14 protein-coding genes are annotated in these 15723 nt (G+C 72.9%); 10 read left to right on the top strand and 4 right to left on the bottom strand.

Annotated elements, in window-relative coordinates; genetic code table 11:
* Position 1 precedes the first annotated feature (1 nt).
* Positions 2-1234, bottom strand: coding sequence for an FAD-dependent oxidoreductase (locus E4P40_RS00440; protein WP_135156531.1), 1233 nt, complete (start codon positions 1232-1234; stop codon positions 2-4).
* Positions 1235-1308: 74 nt separating this feature from the next.
* Here E4P40_RS00440 and npdG point away from each other — a divergent pair, with 74 nt between their 5' ends.
* On the top strand, positions 1309-1986 hold the full coding sequence (gene npdG / locus E4P40_RS00435; protein WP_135156533.1) for an NADPH-dependent F420 reductase: 678 nt from the start codon (positions 1309-1311) through the stop codon (positions 1984-1986).
* Between the two features lie 67 nt (positions 1987-2053).
* Here the strand turns inward: npdG and E4P40_RS00430 are convergent, their stop codons facing one another.
* Both E4P40_RS00430 and E4P40_RS00425 read right to left on the bottom strand, forming a co-directional pair.
* Complete coding sequence (locus E4P40_RS00430; RefSeq protein ID WP_135156535.1) at positions 2054-3667, bottom strand: FAD-dependent oxidoreductase; 1614 nt, start codon at positions 3665-3667, stop codon at positions 2054-2056.
* Positions 3668-3669: 2 nt separating this feature from the next.
* Positions 3670-4935, bottom strand: a complete 1266-nt coding sequence (locus E4P40_RS00425; protein WP_135156537.1) for a cytochrome P450 — start codon at positions 4933-4935, stop codon at positions 3670-3672.
* A gap of 127 nt (positions 4936-5062) precedes the next feature.
* Between E4P40_RS00425 and E4P40_RS00420 the strand changes: the two genes are divergently transcribed.
* From E4P40_RS00420 to E4P40_RS00395, 6 genes are read left to right on the top strand one after another with little or no spacing between them, the layout of a single operon-like run.
* Positions 5063-5254 carry a ferredoxin gene (locus E4P40_RS00420; RefSeq protein WP_135156539.1) on the top strand — a complete coding sequence of 64 codons (192 nt, stop codon included), beginning with the start codon at positions 5063-5065 and terminating at the stop codon, positions 5252-5254.
* A gap of 2 nt (positions 5255-5256) precedes the next feature.
* Positions 5257-6591, top strand: coding sequence for an acyclic terpene utilization AtuA family protein (locus E4P40_RS00415; protein ID WP_135156541.1), 1335 nt, complete (start codon positions 5257-5259; stop codon positions 6589-6591).
* The gene (locus E4P40_RS00410; RefSeq protein ID WP_135156543.1) at positions 6588-6887 is read left to right on the top strand and encodes a hypothetical protein; all 300 of its coding nucleotides are present in this window, start codon (positions 6588-6590) and stop codon (positions 6885-6887) included. The genes E4P40_RS00415 and E4P40_RS00410 overlap by 4 nt, the downstream gene beginning before the upstream one ends.
* A gap of 15 nt (positions 6888-6902) precedes the next feature.
* Positions 6903-8366: an aldehyde dehydrogenase family protein gene (locus tag E4P40_RS00405; RefSeq protein WP_135156545.1), complete on the top strand. Its 1464-nt coding sequence runs from the start codon at positions 6903-6905 to the stop codon at positions 8364-8366.
* On the top strand, positions 8363-9907 hold the full coding sequence (locus E4P40_RS00400) for an AMP-binding protein (protein ID WP_167762057.1): 1545 nt from the start codon (positions 8363-8365) through the stop codon (positions 9905-9907). Before E4P40_RS00405 ends, E4P40_RS00400 begins: the two co-directional genes overlap by 4 nt.
* Positions 9900-11060: a CaiB/BaiF CoA-transferase family protein gene (locus tag E4P40_RS00395; RefSeq protein ID WP_135156549.1), complete on the top strand. Its 1161-nt coding sequence runs from the start codon at positions 9900-9902 to the stop codon at positions 11058-11060. The genes E4P40_RS00400 and E4P40_RS00395 overlap by 8 nt, the downstream gene beginning before the upstream one ends.
* A 58-nt stretch (positions 11061-11118) precedes the next feature.
* Here E4P40_RS00395 and E4P40_RS00390 read toward each other — a convergent pair whose 3' ends face one another.
* Positions 11119-12162, bottom strand: a complete 1044-nt coding sequence (locus tag E4P40_RS00390; protein ID WP_135156551.1) for an LLM class flavin-dependent oxidoreductase — start codon at positions 12160-12162, stop codon at positions 11119-11121.
* A gap of 68 nt (positions 12163-12230) precedes the next feature.
* Between E4P40_RS00390 and E4P40_RS00385 the strand changes: the two genes are divergently transcribed.
* The 3 genes from E4P40_RS00385 to E4P40_RS00375 all read left to right on the top strand — a co-directional run bounded on the left by E4P40_RS00385 (position 12231) and on the right by E4P40_RS00375 (position 15709).
* Positions 12231-13466: a cytochrome P450 gene (locus E4P40_RS00385; protein WP_135156553.1), complete on the top strand. Its 1236-nt coding sequence runs from the start codon at positions 12231-12233 to the stop codon at positions 13464-13466.
* A gap of 35 nt (positions 13467-13501) precedes the next feature.
* Positions 13502-14410: an alpha/beta hydrolase gene (locus E4P40_RS00380; protein WP_209305140.1), complete on the top strand. Its 909-nt coding sequence runs from the start codon at positions 13502-13504 to the stop codon at positions 14408-14410.
* 141 nt (positions 14411-14551) lie between these two features.
* Entirely contained in the window at positions 14552-15709 is a 1158-nt protein-coding gene (locus E4P40_RS00375; RefSeq protein WP_167762058.1) for an ABC transporter substrate-binding protein, read from the top strand.
* Positions 15710-15723 lie beyond the last annotated feature (14 nt).

Here is a 15723-nt window from a genome sequence, read left to right as displayed (position 1 = left end):
ATCAGGGCGCGGCCTCCTCGAGGAGGTGCGCGACGGCGGCGCGGGTCTCCTCGACGAGCCGCTGGCGGTAGGGGACCATCTGCTTCCCCATCCCGAACAGCACCAGGCCGACCAGGACGCCGTCCCGGTGGTAGCCCACGACACCCTCCGACCGGAGGTCGCCCTCCATGACCCGGACGTCGTCCAGGCCGAGCGCCGGCAGCCCGAAGGACTGGATGCGTACGCCGTACTGCTCGCTCCAGAACGTCGGCACGGGGAAGAACGGCGGCCCCTCGAGGGTGGCCCCCTCCATGCCGGCGAGCAGGCTCCGGGCGGCGTGACCGGCCATGTCCGTGGGCATCGTCCAGTGCTCGATCCGGTGCAGGGCCCCCGACATGGGGACGGGGAAGCGCACGACGTCCCCGACCGCCACCAGGTCGGGCACCGGGACGCCGGACCGCAGGGGGTGCAGGTCCAGGTCGCACAGGACGCCGTTGCTCAGGTCCAGGCCCTGCCCCTCCAGCCAGCCCGTGTTGGCGACCGACCCGACGGCCTCGACGACGACATCCGCGGCGATGCGCGTGCCGTCGTCCAGGACCACCGCTGAGGGGCCGGCGTCCGAACCCTCGACCGCGACCACGACCCGCCCCAGGTGGAAGCGGACGCCGCGCTCCTCGTGCCGGCGGCGGATCTCCTCGCCGACGACCGGGCCGACCTGGCGCTCGAGCGGTACGGCGAAGGGCTCGACGACGGTGACCGAGCAGCCGATGCCGACCGCGGTCGCCGCCACCTCGCAGCCGATGAAGCCCGCGCCGATGATGACGACGCGGGCGTCCGGCCGGAGCTGCTGGTGCAGGGCGTGCGCGTCCTCGACGGTGCGGATCGCGTGCCGCCAGTGCAGGGGTGCGGCGAGGTCGAGCCGCCGGGACGAGACGCCGGAGGCGGCGACCAGGCCGTCGTAGGCCAGCGTGCTGCCGTCCTGGAGGGACACCGTGTGCCCGTCGAGGTCCACGCCCGCCACGGTGGTGCCGAGGCGCCACTCGACGTCCTCGGTCGTCGGCCGGCGCCGGAACGCGAGTGCCGTGGGATCGACGCCGCCCTGGAGTGCCGCCTTCGTCAGCGGCGGGCGGTTGTACGGCAGATGGTTCTCGGTCCCGAGGACCGTGACGGGGTCGGTCCACCCCGCCCCGCGCAACTGCTCGACGGCCCGCAGGCCGGCCAGTCCCGCTCCGACCACCACGATGCTGCGGCTCATCCTCTACCCCTCACGCTATTCATGAATATGATTAGTCTAGAGACGGACCACAAGCAAGTACCCGAGGGAGTTCCATGAGCGCGCAGAGCGAAGCCGTACCCGCCGGCCTGGACGGGTCGGTCATCGGGATCGTCGGCGGCACGGGGCCCCAGGGCCGCGGACTGGCCAAGCGGTTCGCCGAGAGCGGCCTGGAGGTCGTCATCGGCTCCCGGTCCGCCGATCGTGCGGTCGCGGTGGCGGCCGAGCTGGGTGCCGGCGTCCGCGGGGCCGACAACGCCGAGTGCGTCCGCACGTCGGACGTCGTGGTCGTCTCCGTGCCCTGGGAGGGTCACCGGGAGCTCGTGGAGTCCCTCGCCAAGGACCTGGCGGGCAAGGTGGTCGTGGACTGCGTCAACCCGCTGGGATTCGACGAGCGGGGGTCCCACGCCCTGCCGGTCGAGGAGGGCAGCGCCGCGCAGCAGGCGCAGAGCCTCCTGCCGGACGCGACCGTCGTCGCCGCGTTCCACCACCTCTCGGCGGTGACGCTGCTGGACGACGACGTCGCGTCGGTGGGCGCAGACGTGCTGGTCCTCGGCGACGACCGGACCGCCACCGACCTGGTCCAGGAGCTCGCGGCCCGCATCGCCGGCTGCCGCGGGATCTACGCCGGACGGCTGCGCAACGCCCACCAGGTCGAGGCATTCACCGCGAACCTCATCGCGATCAACCGCCGCTACAAGGCCCACGCGGCCGTCAAGATCACCGACGTCTAGCCCGCACCCAGCCGAAACCGCCATTCCGGCACCTGGATCCAGGTGCCGGAATGGCGGTTTCGGCACCTCAGGCGGATCGGCGGGCGGCCGCCGCCCGCCCGGCCCGGTAGCCGAAGACCAGTGCCGGGCCGAGCGTGCCGCCCGCGCCGCCGTAGACCATCCCGGTCGGCCCGGCCATGGCGTTGCCGGCGGCGAACAGGCCGGGGACGACCGCCCCGTCGACGTGCAGGACGGCGCCGTCCACGTCGGTGCGCGGGCCGCCCTTCGTGCCCAGCGTCGAGGAGATCAGCTCGACGGCGTAGAAGGGTGCGGTGTCCACCGGTCCCAGCGTGGCCGCGGTGCCCGGGTAGGCCGAGCGGTCGCCGCACCATCCGTCGTAGGCGCTGTCGCCACGGCCGAAGTCGTCGTCGTGGCCCTTCTCGGCGAAGCCGTTGAACCGGGTGACCGTGTCCTCGAGCGCGTCGGCGGGGACGCCGATGCGCTCGGCCAGCGACGGCAGGTCGTCGGCGCGCAGCACCCAGTCCGGCAGGGGCCCGCCCGCGGCCGTACCGAAGCCGCCGTACCGGTCGACGAAGCCCTGGTCCATGATCAGCCAGCAGGGCTGGTTGAGGTAGCTGAACGAGGCCGCGTCGAACTGGTGGAAGGCGCCGCCCAGGGCGTTGTAGTTGGCCGCCTCGTTGGTGAAGCGGGCGCCGAAGCGGTTCACCATGAGCGAGCGCGGCAGGGTCCGCTCGCGCAGGACGAGCAGGACCGGCTGGTGGTCGTCGGCATCGGTCCGGGGCAGCGCGGCGACGGGGACCCACCAGGCCTCGCGCATGTTGCCGAGGCGGGCGCCGATGCGCATGGCCATCAGCAGACCGTCGCCGGTGTTGGTCGGGACCCCGGCCGGGTGGCGGATGGGTCCCCGGAGGAAGTCGCGGACCAGGTCCTGGTCGAACTCGAAGCCCCCGGTGGCCAGGACGACGGAACGGGTGGCGACCTCCAGCGGACCGTCGGGGGTCTCGAACCGGACGCCGGCCACCCCGTCGCCGTCCATCACGAGGTCGACCGCGCGGTGCTCGGTGCGGGGGACGACGCCGTGGTCGAGGCATCCCCGCAGCAGTGCGCCCACCATCGCGCGGCCCAGGCCCTCCAGGCCCTCGCGCTCGCGCTGCTCGGCCGTCTCGGCGTCCAGGACGCCGGTGCCACCGCCGATCGGTGTCTCGGTCACCCGCATGCGCCGCGGCGTGCCGATCATCCGGTCGCCCCACCCCTCGAGCCGCGAGAAGGCGAAGAGCTCCGGCTCGAGCGACCGCCCACCGCGTGGTTTCCCGCCCGGGTGCTCGGGGTGGTAGTCGGGGAAGCCCGGCACCAGCCGCAGCTGCAGCGGCGTGGAGGTCTCCAGCCAGTCGCACAGCTCGGGGCCGGTGTCGACGAGCGCCTCGGCGAGCTCGGTCAGGATCATCCCGTGCGAGAGCGAGGCCAGGTAGGCCAGCGCCTCCTCGCGTGAGTCCTGCACGCCGACCGCCGCGGCGTACTTGTTGTCCGGGATCCAGGCGACGGCGCTGGCCAGGGCCGTCGTGCCACCGACCCGCTCGCCCTTCTCGAACAGGCCGACCGTCGCACCGGCATCGGCCGCCGCCAGCGCGGCGCACAGCCCCGCCGCCCCGGTCCCCAGGACGACGACGTCGAAGCGCTCCATCGTCAGTACGACGGGATGGCTTCGGGGTCCGCCGAACCTTGCAGCACCCGCGGACCGGGGGTGAACGTGGCGGGGATGCTCATCCAGCCGTTGTTCGTGCCCTGCTGCGGGTATGGCTTCAGGGCCGACTCGTCGACGACGTAGTCGCCCATCCGCGTCAGGATCTGGGTGAGCATCTCCTTGGCCATCGCCCGCCCCAGGTGCGAGCCGGCGCAGCGGTGCACGCCCAGGCCGAAGGCGACGTGCCGGTTCGGCCACCGCTCGATGTCGACCTCGTCGGGGTTCTCGAACTGCTCGGGGTCGCGGTTGGCCGACGACCAGGCCAGCAGCACGCGGTCGCCCCTCTTCATCGGGCAGCCCTGCAGCTCGGTGTCCTGGGCGACCGTCCGGGCCAGCGCCTGCGTGGGGGAGAAGAACCGCAGGAACTCCTCGATGGCCTTGTCCAGCAGCGAGAGGTCGTCCCGGAGACGCTGGCGCACCTCGGGGTTCTGGTAGAGCCAGACCACGGTGTTGCTGGTCAGGGACGCCGTCGTGCCGACCCCGCCGGAGAGCAGCAGGTCGACCATGCTGAACACCTCGTCGTCGGTCACGGGCCGGCCGTCGACCTCCGACTGGACGAGGTAGCTGATGATGTCGCCCGTCGGGTGCTCCCGGCGCGCGGCGATGACCTCGCGGGTCCGCTCCTCCAGGTAGGGGAAGTCCACCTCGACGGCCTGCTTGTACTCCGGGCTGCCGCGCTTCGCGACGAGCGTCGCGTGGAACGCCGACGCGTAGCGCTTCCACTCGGCCACGTCCAGGCCCAGCCAGTCGACGGTCACGATCGCCGGCACGCCGATGACGTCGGCCATGTCGGCCTGACCGTCCTCGATGATCTGGTCGATGAACCACGTCACGTAGTGCTTGACGATCGGCTCCATGCGCTCGACGGCCGCCGGCGCGGTGATCAGATTGATGATCTTGCGCCACTTGCGGAACTCGGGCGGGTCGATCTCGATCGGGATATGGAACGGGTGCTTGGTCTTCGGGATGACCACCGACAGGCCCTCACCGCCGTACTGGTCCAGGCGCGCCGACGAGAACCGGTCGTCGTCGCGCGCGGCCTCGAAGAGGGGCTTGTAGCCGGCGAGGACGTAGTAGCCGCCCCACGCCTCGGTGTAGGCGATGGGGCTCTGCTCGCGCAGCGCCCGGTACGAGGCGACCGGGTCGGCGGAGTGCTCCTGGGAGTTGTGGTCGAAGTGCACGACCGGGCAGCGTCCGTTCTCGGGCATTGCTCCACCTTCCAAGGGTTCCGCGGGACTGTGATGATGGTTATATTTGATTCCTCGGGTGTCAATGCCAGACGCCCTTCGAGTCGACGCCGCGAGCAGCACGCCGGGGTGTGGAACAGGAGACGTCGTGCAGGTCAGGGTGATCGACCAGGCGTGCCAGGGGCACGGGCTGTGCCGGCTGAGTGCGCCGGACCTCTTCTTCGCCCGCGAGGAGGACGGCAACGCATACGTCAAGGACGAGAACGTCCCCCCGGGCCGTGAGGAGGACGCGCAGCTGGCCGCCGACAGCTGCCCGGAACTGGCGATCGAGGTCTCCTGACGATGGCCTCCGGCCGCGTGCTCACCCTCGGGGCCGGCTCCGCCTACGCGAACGACCGGCTCGAGCCGGCGGCGGCGATGGCCGAGAGCGGCCGGGTCTCCTACCTCGGCTTCGACTGCCTGGCCGAGCGCACGATGGCACTGGCGCAGGTGCGCCGCCGTCGGGACCCCGCCGCCGGGCAGGACGAACGCATCGACGCGCTGGTGCCGCTGCTGGCCCGGTACCTCTCGTCCGGCCGGAAGGTGGTCGGCAACTTCGGGGCGGCCAACCCCGACGCCGCCTGCGCGGACTTCGCGCGCAACCTGCAGGCCGTCGGCCTGTCGGGCACGCGCATCGGCGTGATCCGTGGGGACGACGTCCGCGACCTCGTGCGCGACCTCGACCTGGAGCTGCCGGAATTCGGGACGACGGTGCGCGCCCTCGGCGGCGCACTGGTCTCGGCGAACGCCTACATCGGGGCCGAGCCGATCGTCGAGGCGCTCGAGGGCGGCGCGCAGATCGTGCTGGGCGGCCGGCTCGCCGACCCCTCGCTGTTCGTCGGCCCCATCTGCCACGAGCTCGGCTGGGCGCTCGACGACTGGGACCGTGTCGCCCACGCCACCCTGGTCGGGCACCTGCTCGAGTGCGGCGTGCACTCCACCGGCGGCAACTTCGAGGACCCGCCGTACCGGGTGGTCCCGGACCCGCACAACCTCGGGTTCCCGCTGGCCGAGGTCGAGGACGGGTCGGTCGTCGTCACCAAGCTCGACGGGACCGGCGGCGCCGTCGACGAGCGGACCATGAAGACGCAGGTCTACTACGAGATCCACGACCCCGCGGCCTACCTCACCCCCGACGTCACGGCCGACTTCTCCACCGTGTCGTTCGAGGACCTGGGCGGTGACCGGGTCCGCCTCGGCGGTGCGCGCGGGCGGCCCCGCCCCACGCACCTGAAGGTCCTCGTCGGCGTCGACCAGGGCTGGAAGGCCACCGGCGAGATGTCCTACGGCGGCCCCGGATGCGTCGAGCGGGCACGCCGGGCCGAGGAGATCGTGCGCCGGCGCCTCGAGCCCGCGGCCGACCGGATCGACGACCTGCGCTTCGACCTGCAGGGGTTCGACTCGCTGTTCGGGGACCGGCTCCGGGGCGGCTACCCGACGGAGGTGCGGCTGCGCATGGCGCTGCGCACCCGGGACGCCGATCTGGCCCGCGCGGCGGTGCACGAGATGGAGCTCCTCTACTTCGGCCCGGCCGGCGGCGGGGGAGCCGCCGGCAGCGTCGTCCCGGCGCTCGGCGTCACCCCGGCCTACGTCCCCCGGGAACTGGTCGAGCTCGACGTCGAGGTGGTCGCGGCATGAAGCTGCGCGAGCTCGCCTACAGCCGCTCGGGCGACAAGGGTGAGGTGAGCAACATCTGCGTCTTCGTCTACGACCCCGCCGACTACCCGAAGCTGGCGGAGCGGCTGACCGCCGAGGTCGTGCAGGAACACTTCGGCGACCTGGTCCGCGGTCCGGTGACGCGGTACGAGATCCCCGCGGCGCACGGGCTCAACTTCGTCCTCGAGCGGGCCCTGGACGGCGGCGTCTCCATGACCCTGCGCGTGGACCCGCACGGCAAGGCCTTCCAGTCCCTCGTCCTGGACATCGATCTGTAAGCACAGGGAGTTCCCGTGATCGACCCGACCCTCGCCGAGCGCACCTGCTACCTCGACGGGACGTGGACCACCGGCACCGGCGCCCCCTTCACCTCGGTGGAGCCGGGGACCGGCGCCGAGCTGGCCACCTGGCGGCTGGCCGGCGTGGACCAGGCCGACGCCGCAGTGGCTGCGGCCCGGCGCAGCTTCGACGCCGGCGACTGGCGCCGCCGGACGCCGGTGGAGCGAGCGGCCGTGCTGCGCCGCCTCGCGGACCTGCTCGAGCGGGACCACGAGCAGCTCGCCCGGCTGGTCGTCGCCGAGGTGGGCTCGCCGATCTCCCTCGCGCGGACCCTGCAGACCGCCACGCCGGCGGTCAACTTCCGGTGGGCCGCCGACATGGCCGAGCGCGGCCCGCGCGGCGGCTACGAGGAGGTGCTCCCGCCGCAGACGGGGGCACTGCAGTCGGAGAGCGTGCTGCTGCGGGAGCCGATCGGGGTGGTCACCGCGATCACGCCGTACAACTACCCGATCAACATGATCAGCTGGAAGGTGGCGCCGGCGCTGGCCGCCGGCTGTTCCGTCGTCCTGATGCCGTCGCCCCGCGGCGCCCTGTGCTCGGTGGCCTTCCTCCGGCTGGCCGAGGAGGCCGGGATCCCGCCGGGCGTGCTGAACCTGGTCCCGGGCGATCCCGCCGTGGGGGAGCGGCTCTGCTCCCACCCCGCCGTCGACATGGTGACGTTCACCGGGTCGAACGCGGTCGGTGCCGCCGTCATGACCGCCGCCGCGCCGACCGCCAAGAAGGTCGTGCTGGAGCTCGGCGGCAAGTCGCCGACGGTGATCCTCCCGGGCGCGGACCTGGACCGGGCCGTGACGCCGTCGATCCTGCGGTTCTGCCGCAACGCCGGGCAGGGGTGCGGCGCGACCACCCGCATCCTCGTCCACCGCGACGACGCCGACGCCTTCCTGGAGCGGGCCCGGACGGTGCTGGCCGCGCTCCCCGTCGGCGACCCGTACGCCGAGGCGACCGAGGTGGGCCCGCTGATCACCGCGGAGCACCGGGAGCGGGTCGAGGGCTACCTCGCCCGGGCCGTGGACAAGGGGGCGACGGTGCTCGCCGGAGGCGGGCGCCCCGACGGCCTCGACGGCTTCTTCCTCCAGCCCACGCTGCTCGGCGACGTGCACCCGGACGACGAGATCGCCCAGGACGAGCTGTTCGCGCCGGTGGCCACCGTCTTCGTGTACGACACCGTCGACGAGGCGGTGGCGGTCGCGAACAACAGCCGGTACGGGCTCAACGCGCTCGTGTGGGGCGACCCCGGGGAGGCGCGGGCGGTCGCCGCCCGTCTCGAGACCGGAACCGTCGCCATCAACGGGGGCGGCGGGTCGCGGCCCGATGTGCCCTGGGCTGGTGCGAAGCAGTCGGGCGTCGGCATGGACATGGGCGAGGACGGCTTCGGGGAGTTCTTCACCGTCAAGCACCTGCAATGGCCCGCGTGACGGATCCTGTGCCCCCGGGAGGGGGCCGCGACGTCGGTTGGCTGGTCCGACGCTGGGCCGACACGGCGCCGGACCGCCCCTTCCTCACCTGGGTGCCCTTCGAGGGCGGCCCGGCCGCCTGGACCCGCGGGGAGTTCGCCCGCGACGTGGCGTCCCTCGTCGCCGCCTTCCGTGCGCGGGGGCTGCGCCCCGGCGACTCCCTCGCCATCGTGCTGCCGAACCACCCGGACTTCCTGCTCGCGTGGACCGCCGCCACGACCGTGGGCGCCGTCGCCGTCTGCCTCAACCCCGCGGGCTCGGTCGACGAGCTCCGCTACGCCGGCGAGCACAGCGGCGCGGTCGCCGCCGTCGTGTCCGCCGACCGTGCCGACGACGTCGCGACGGCGCTCCCGGGGCTGCGGTTCCTCGCCGTCAGCGGCGCGGGAGGGGGCGGTGCCGACGCGGTGGCGACCCTGCTGGCGGTGGAGCCGGACGGCGTGACGGGGGTGCTGCCCGTGTCGACGCCGGCGTCGGTGCAGTACACCTCCGGCACCACGGCGCGGCCGAAGGGCGTCGTCTGGACCCAGGCCAACTGCCTGTGGGGCGGGCAGGTCGGCGCCGCGCACCAGGGGCTCGGCCCGTCCGACGTCAACCTCGTGCACCTGCCCCTGTTCCATACCAACGCGCTCTCGTACTCCTTCCTCTCCAGCCTGTGGTCCGGCGGCCAGGTCGTGCTGATGCCGAAGTTCTCGGCGTCCCGCTTCTGGGACGTCTCGGTGCGGTACGGAGCCACGTGGACGTCGGTGGTGTCCTTCTGCCTCCGCGCGCTCGCCGACCGGGAGGTGCCGTCCGGGCACCGCTACCGCGGCTGGGGCGGCAGCGCGTGCCTGGATCCGGCGCCGGTGACGGGCGGCGTCCCGGTGATCGGGTGGTTCGGCATGACCGAGACCGTCTCGCACCCCGTCGTGGGCGGGCTGCTGCACCCCGACCGTGCCGGGTCGATGGGCCGCCCGGCGCCCGAGTACGAGGTGGCGGTGCTGGACGACGACGGCCGCCCGGTCGAGCCGGGGGCCGACGGCACCCTGCGCGTGCGGGGCAGGCGGGGGGTCTCGCTGTTCCAGGAGTACCTGCACGACCCCGAGGCGACGGCGCGGTGCTTCACCTCGGACGGCTGGTTCGTCACCGGCGACCGGGTGCGGCTCGACGTCGAGGGCACGCTCACGTTCGCCGAGCGGGCCAAGGACGTGCTCAAGGTCGGCGGGGAGAACATCGGGGCGCCGGAGATCGAGCGGGTGCTCCTCGGGGTGGCCGGCGTCCGGGAGGCCGCCGTCGTCGGGCGGCCCGACCGCATGCTGGGCGAGGTCCCGGTGGCGTTCGTGACCGCCTGGCCGGATGCCGTCCTCTCCCCGGAGCAGCTGACCGAGCGCTGCGCGGCTCTGCTCGCCGCGTTCAAGCGCCCCCGGGAGGTGCGGGTGGTGGACGAGCTGCCGCGGTCGACCCTCGACAAGGTGGCCAAGGCGCGGCTGCGCGCGCTGCTCGCCGCCGAGTCCGCCGATGACTGACACCGGCCCGCTCGCGGGCATCACCGTCGTGGAGCTCGCCGGGATCGGTCCGGGCCCCTACTGCGCGATGCTGCTGGCCGACATGGGTGCGTCCGTCGTCCGCGTGGACCGCGCCGGGCCCGCGTCGGCCGACTACACCCCGAACCCGGTCCTGGAGCGGGGCCGGCGGTCGATCGCCGTCGACCTGAAGCAGCCGCGCGGCCGCGACGTCGTGCTCGACCTGGTGGCGACGGCCGACGTCCTCGTGGAGAGCTTCCGGCCGGGTGTGGCCGAACGGCTCGGCCTCGGCCCGGACGAATGCCTGGCCCGCAACCCGCGGCTGGTGTACGGCCGCATGACCGGCTGGGGCCAGGACGGCCCGCTCGCCGGGGCGGCCGGCCACGACGTCAACTACATCTCCCTGACCGGGGCCCTGCACGCCATCGGGCGCGCCGGCGAGCGGCCGGTGCCGCCGCTGAACCTGGTCGGCGACTTCGGCGGAGGAGCGTCGTCGCTGGCCTTCGGCATCGTCTGCGCGCTGCTGGAATCGGGTCGGTCGGGGCGCGGGCAGGTCGTGGACGCGAATGTCTTCGACAGCACCGGGACGCTGATGGCCCTGATCCACGGGCTGCGCGCGCGGGGGCGGTGGTCGGCCCGGCGCGGCGACAACCTGCTCGACACCGGCTGCCCGTACTACGACGTCTACACGTGCGCCGACGGCCGCTGGGTCGCCGTGGGCACGATCGAGGAGCGCTTCTTCCGGACGATGCTCGCCGTCCTCGGGCTGGACGAGGACCCCCGGCTCGCCGGCAGCCACAAGGACCGGAGCCGCTGGCCGGCGCTCCGCGAGGCGCTCACCGCGGCGTTCGCGACGCGTACCCGGGACGAGTGGGCGGAGGCCTTCGCCGGGGTGGACGCCTGCGTCACGCCGGTGCTCGACCTGGACGAGGCGGCGGCGCACCCGCACGCCGTCGCCCGGTCGGCCTACGAACCGCTCGACGGAAGCCCGCATCCGCAGCCCGCCGTGGCCCCGCGGTTCAGCCGCAGCACGACCCCGGTGCCCTCTCCGGCGGTGTCGCCGGGGCAGCAGACGCGCGAGATCCTCGCCCAGTGCGGCTACGACGGCGCTGCCGTGGACGAGCTGCTCGAGACGGGCGTCGTCGCCGAGCCCTAGTGCCGAAATGGCGATCTCGGCACCTGTGGCGAGGTGCCGAAACCGCCATTTCGGCACCTCAGGACGGGACGGCCGCCTCGCGCACGACGCGGTCGACCGACTCGATCTCCCGGACGGCGGGCACGATGTCCCGGCCGAGGTCGTCGAGGTAGGCCACCACCTGATCGCTGGTCATGCGCGGCCACTGGGCGCGCACGAGGATCGGGTCGATCGGGACGATCGCGGCCAGCTGGCGGATCTGCTCGATGCACTCGTCCGGCGTGCCGATGAAGGTCTCCTTCGCGGCGACCGCTCGGAACTGGCGGCTGAGCACCCCGGCGTCCCGGGTCTCGAGCGACCGGGCGGCGTACGCGAGCAGCCGCTCCTTGGCCATGCCCTCGAAGCGGTCGAAGGCGGCGTCGGTGGTCGGCGCGGGGACGATCTCGCGGCGCAGCGGGTGCCTCACCTGCGGCCGGCCCAGGCGCTCGCGCTCGTCCTCGTACAGAGCCATGAGACGGATCATCTCCGGCACCGTGGTCTCCGGCGTGACCGGCCAGCCGTCGCCCAGCCGTGCCGAGCGGCGGACGCCGGCGTCCTTCATGGCGCCGATCCACAGCGGCGGGTGCGGGTCCTGCCACGGACGGATGTGCGTGTGCCCGTCCCGGAAGGACCAGAACCGACCCTCGAAGCTGACGACGTCCTGCGTCCAGAGCTGCCGCATGATCTGGATGGCCTCGTCCATCATCGCGAAGCGCTTCGCAAAGTCGACGCCGAGCGCGGTGAACTCGTCCTCGCGGTACCCCGCGCCCATGCCGACGACGAGCCGGCCGCGGGTCATGATGTCGAGGGTGGCCAGCTCCTCGGCCAGGGCGATGGGGTGGAGCAGCGGCACCTGGATGACGGCGGTGCCCAGGGTGACGGAGTCGTCCAGCTCGGCGGCGATGCGGGCCAGCGTCGGGATCGGCTGGAGCCAGCGGTAGTCGCCGTAGAGGTAGTGGTGGCCGATCGTCACGTAGGTCAGCCCGTTGCGCTGGACGGCCTCCACCTGCCGGAGCAGCGCGTCCAGGTGCTGCCTGGGGGACACGCTGCCGTGGACGTCACCGAGGATCACGCCGATCTGCATGTCGACCTTCCTGGTCGAGGGCGGGTGTCCTTCCCTATCATATGCATTGATTCCTGGGAGGATGTCGGATGACCGAACCACGGAAATGCCCGGTCGTGCCCTTCGACCACAACTCGCCGGGGCACTCGGCCGACCCCGTGGCCTCCTACGCCCGGCTTCGGGCCGAGGCCCCGGTGGCCTGGACGGAGGCGCACGGGGGGTACTGGGTCCTGTCGGACTACGACGCCGTCTTCGCGGCCGCCCGGGACGACGCGGTGTTCAGCTCCGGCCGCAGCCCGTACGGCGGTGAGGGGCTCGCGAACACCATCCCGAAGGCGCCCGTGCGGCTGCACATCCCGGTCGAGCTGGACCTGCCCGAGCACCGCAGCTACCGGAAGATCCTCAACCCGGTGACGTCGCCCGCCGCGGTCGCCGAGCTGCAGCCGATGATCGAGCGCTGGACGACCTGGTTCGTCGACCAGGTCATCGAGACGGGGGAGTGCGACTTCGCCGGGGTCATCGGGGTGCCCGCCGTGGTGACCCTGGACTGGCTCGGGCTCGACGTCGGCGACTGGCGCCGCTATTCGCGGGCGCTGCACTCGGTCCTCGCGGACTCCCCGGGCAGCCCGGCGCACACGCACGCCGTCGAGGTGGACATCCCGTGGATGGAAGGGCAGATCACGGTGGCCATCGCAGCCCGCCGGGCGCAGCCGCGCGACGACCTGATCAGCTACCTCCTCGCCCAGGACGTCGACGGGACGCCGATCAGCGACGACGCCGCCTACTCGATGGTGGAGCTGCTGATCTCCGGCGGCGTTGGGACCACTGCGTCCCTCGTCAGCCAGACCCTGGTCCACCTGAGCCGGCATCCCGACCAGCGCCGGCAGCTGCTGGAGGACCCCGACCTCCTGGCGCGGGCGGTGGAGGAGTTCCTCCGCGCGTTCTCCCCGACCCAGGCCCTCGCGCGCACCGTCACGCAGGACACCGAGTTCCGCGGCTGCCCGATGAAGCGGGGCGACCGGGTGCTGCTGGCCTGGAGCTCGGCCAACCGCGACCCGGGGCAGTTCGAGGACGCGGAGGACGTCGTCCTGACCCGGTGGCCGAACCGGCACACCGCTTTCGGCATGGGTATCCACCGCTGCGCCGGCGCCCATGTCGGGCGGGCGATCGCCAAGGAGCTGATCGGGCAGGTGATCCGCCGGATGCCCGACTACGTCGTGGACGAGGCGGGCCTGCAGACCTATCCGCACCAGGGCGTCAACGCCGGCTTCCAACGCATCCCGGCGACCTTCACCCCCGGGCCGCGTCTCGGCGCGGACCGGTGACCCTCCCGGGCCGGTGCGATCCCGAGGTCGAGGCCGTGCTCGACACGATCCCCTCGCTCGACCTCACGGACATCCCGCGGGCCCGGGAGGAGCGTGACCGGCTGGCCGCGGCCGGGCGTGCCCGGTGGACCCCCAGCGGGCGCGTGCTCGTCGACGACCGATGGGTCCCCGGAGCGGCGGGCGACCCCGACGTGCGCGTCCGGGTGCACCGGCCGGTGGGGGAGGCGACCGGCGCCGTCCTGCTCTGGGTGCACGGCGGCGGTCACGTGCTCGGGGCGCCGGAGCAGGACGACCCGCTGCTCGACACGGTCGTCGCCCGCACCGGCTGCGTGGCGCTGGCCGTCGACTGGCGCCGCGCGCCCGAGCACCCGTACCCGGCCGCCCTGCACGACTGCTACGCCGTCCTGGCGGCGGTGACCGCCGGCCTGAAGGGGATCGCCGCCGACCCCGGCCGCGTGGTGGTGGGTGGGGCCAGCTCGGGAGGCGGGGTGGCGGCCGGGCTGACGCTCCTCGCGCGGGACCGTGGCGAGTCCGCCGTGGCGGGCCAGCTGCTGGTCTACCCGATGCTGGACGACCGGGAGCGCACCGTCTCCAGCCGCGCGGTCACCGATCCCCGGGTGTGGAACCACGAGAGCAACCGCATCGGCTGGGCGGCCTACCTCGGGGGCTTGGCCGGGGACGACGTGCCGGCCTACGCAGCCCCGGCGCGAGCGGACCGGCTGGTGGGTCTGCCGCCCACCTGGATCGCGACGACCGAGCTGGACCTCTTCCGCGACGAGGACGTCGACTACGCCCGGCGGCTGCTCGAGGCCCAGGTCCCGACCGAGCTGCACGTCTACCCCGGCGGCGTCCACGGCTTCGACCTGTTCGCCCCGGACGCGGCACTCACCCGCAGATTCTGTCGTGAACGGGACGAGGCGCTGGACCGTTTCCTGGTCGCCTGAGCCCGCCTGTCACAGGTCGGGAACGGGCTATGGACATCCCTCCGGACTCGCCCTATGGTGACCGTCACACATGCCGATGATGCGCATGATTGTCATATGTCTGGAGAGGCTGGAATGAGGATTCTGCGTTCACGCCGGGCCGTGGTCGCTCTGTCGACCGCCGGCCTGCTGTTTGTGGCGGCATGCGGTGGTGGTGACGACGGAGGCGGCACCGGTGGTGGTGGCGGGGGTGGCTCCGAGGGCGCCAACCTTCCGGAGGTCATCAACTTCGTCAGCATCAACCCCGAGACCGGCCCCGCTGCGTTCGCCGGCCTCTCGGCCGAGGACGGCTTCAAGCTCGCGGTCAAGGAGATCAACGAGCAGGGCTTCCTCGGCGAGAACACGACCATCGAGGTGGAGTACAAGGACACCAAGGGTCAGATCCCCACTGCCGCGAGCGAGCTCAGCACGGCGATCGCGAACCCGAGCGTTGCGGCCGTGTACGGCTCGGTGTCCAGCCAGGAGGCTGTCGCCCAGTCGCCGCTGGCGCAGCAGGCGGGTCTGCCGATCATCTACACGCAGGCCGGCAGTGAGGGCGTCGTGATCGGTGACGCCACGTACCGCGCCACGCCGCTGATGAGCTCCTACTACCCGGCCCTCCAGGAGTACGTGGACGAGAACGGCTGGGAGACCGTGGGCGTCATCTACGCGCCCACCCCGACCCTCGAGGAGGTCGCCAAGGAGTCGATCCCGGGCCTCGGCCTCGAGGTGGTCGCCGAGGTGGGCACCACGCCCACGACGCAGGACTTCAGCGCGGCGATCAGTCAGGTCCTGGACGCCGACCCGGACGTGGTGTCGCTCCTGCTGGTCGGTGCCGCCAACCCGACGGCCATGACACAGCTGCGGCAGGCGGGCTACGACGGGCCGGTCCTGGGCAACGCCGGCGCCAGCGCCGGCAACCTGTCGCCGGCCGGTGAGGACGGCGCAGGCATGGTGTGGGCGACCGACTTCCACCCGGCACAGGAGGTCGAGTCCAGCCAGGCGTTCGTCGAGGCCTACAACGAGGAGTACGGCGAGGACCCGCTGAACTACGCGGCCGAGGGCTACGACGCCGCCTGGTTCCTTGCGCGTGCCATCAAGGAGGCCGGCTCGGCCGAGCGGGCGGACATCATCGAGGGAATGGCCGCCGTCGCGGCGGAGCCGTGGACCGGTGCGCTCGGTGAGGACCTCACGTGGGAGGACGGCACCATCCAGGTGGCCGGCGCCGCCGTCGAGTGGACCGGCACCGAGAGCCAACTGCTCTACGCCGCCGAGGGCTGACCTTCCCGTCGGAA

This window comes from Blastococcus sp. CT_GayMR20 (assembly GCF_004570345.1).
The sequence above is the reverse complement of the archived record's forward strand: the minus strand, read 5'-3'. Positions and strand labels throughout refer to the sequence as shown.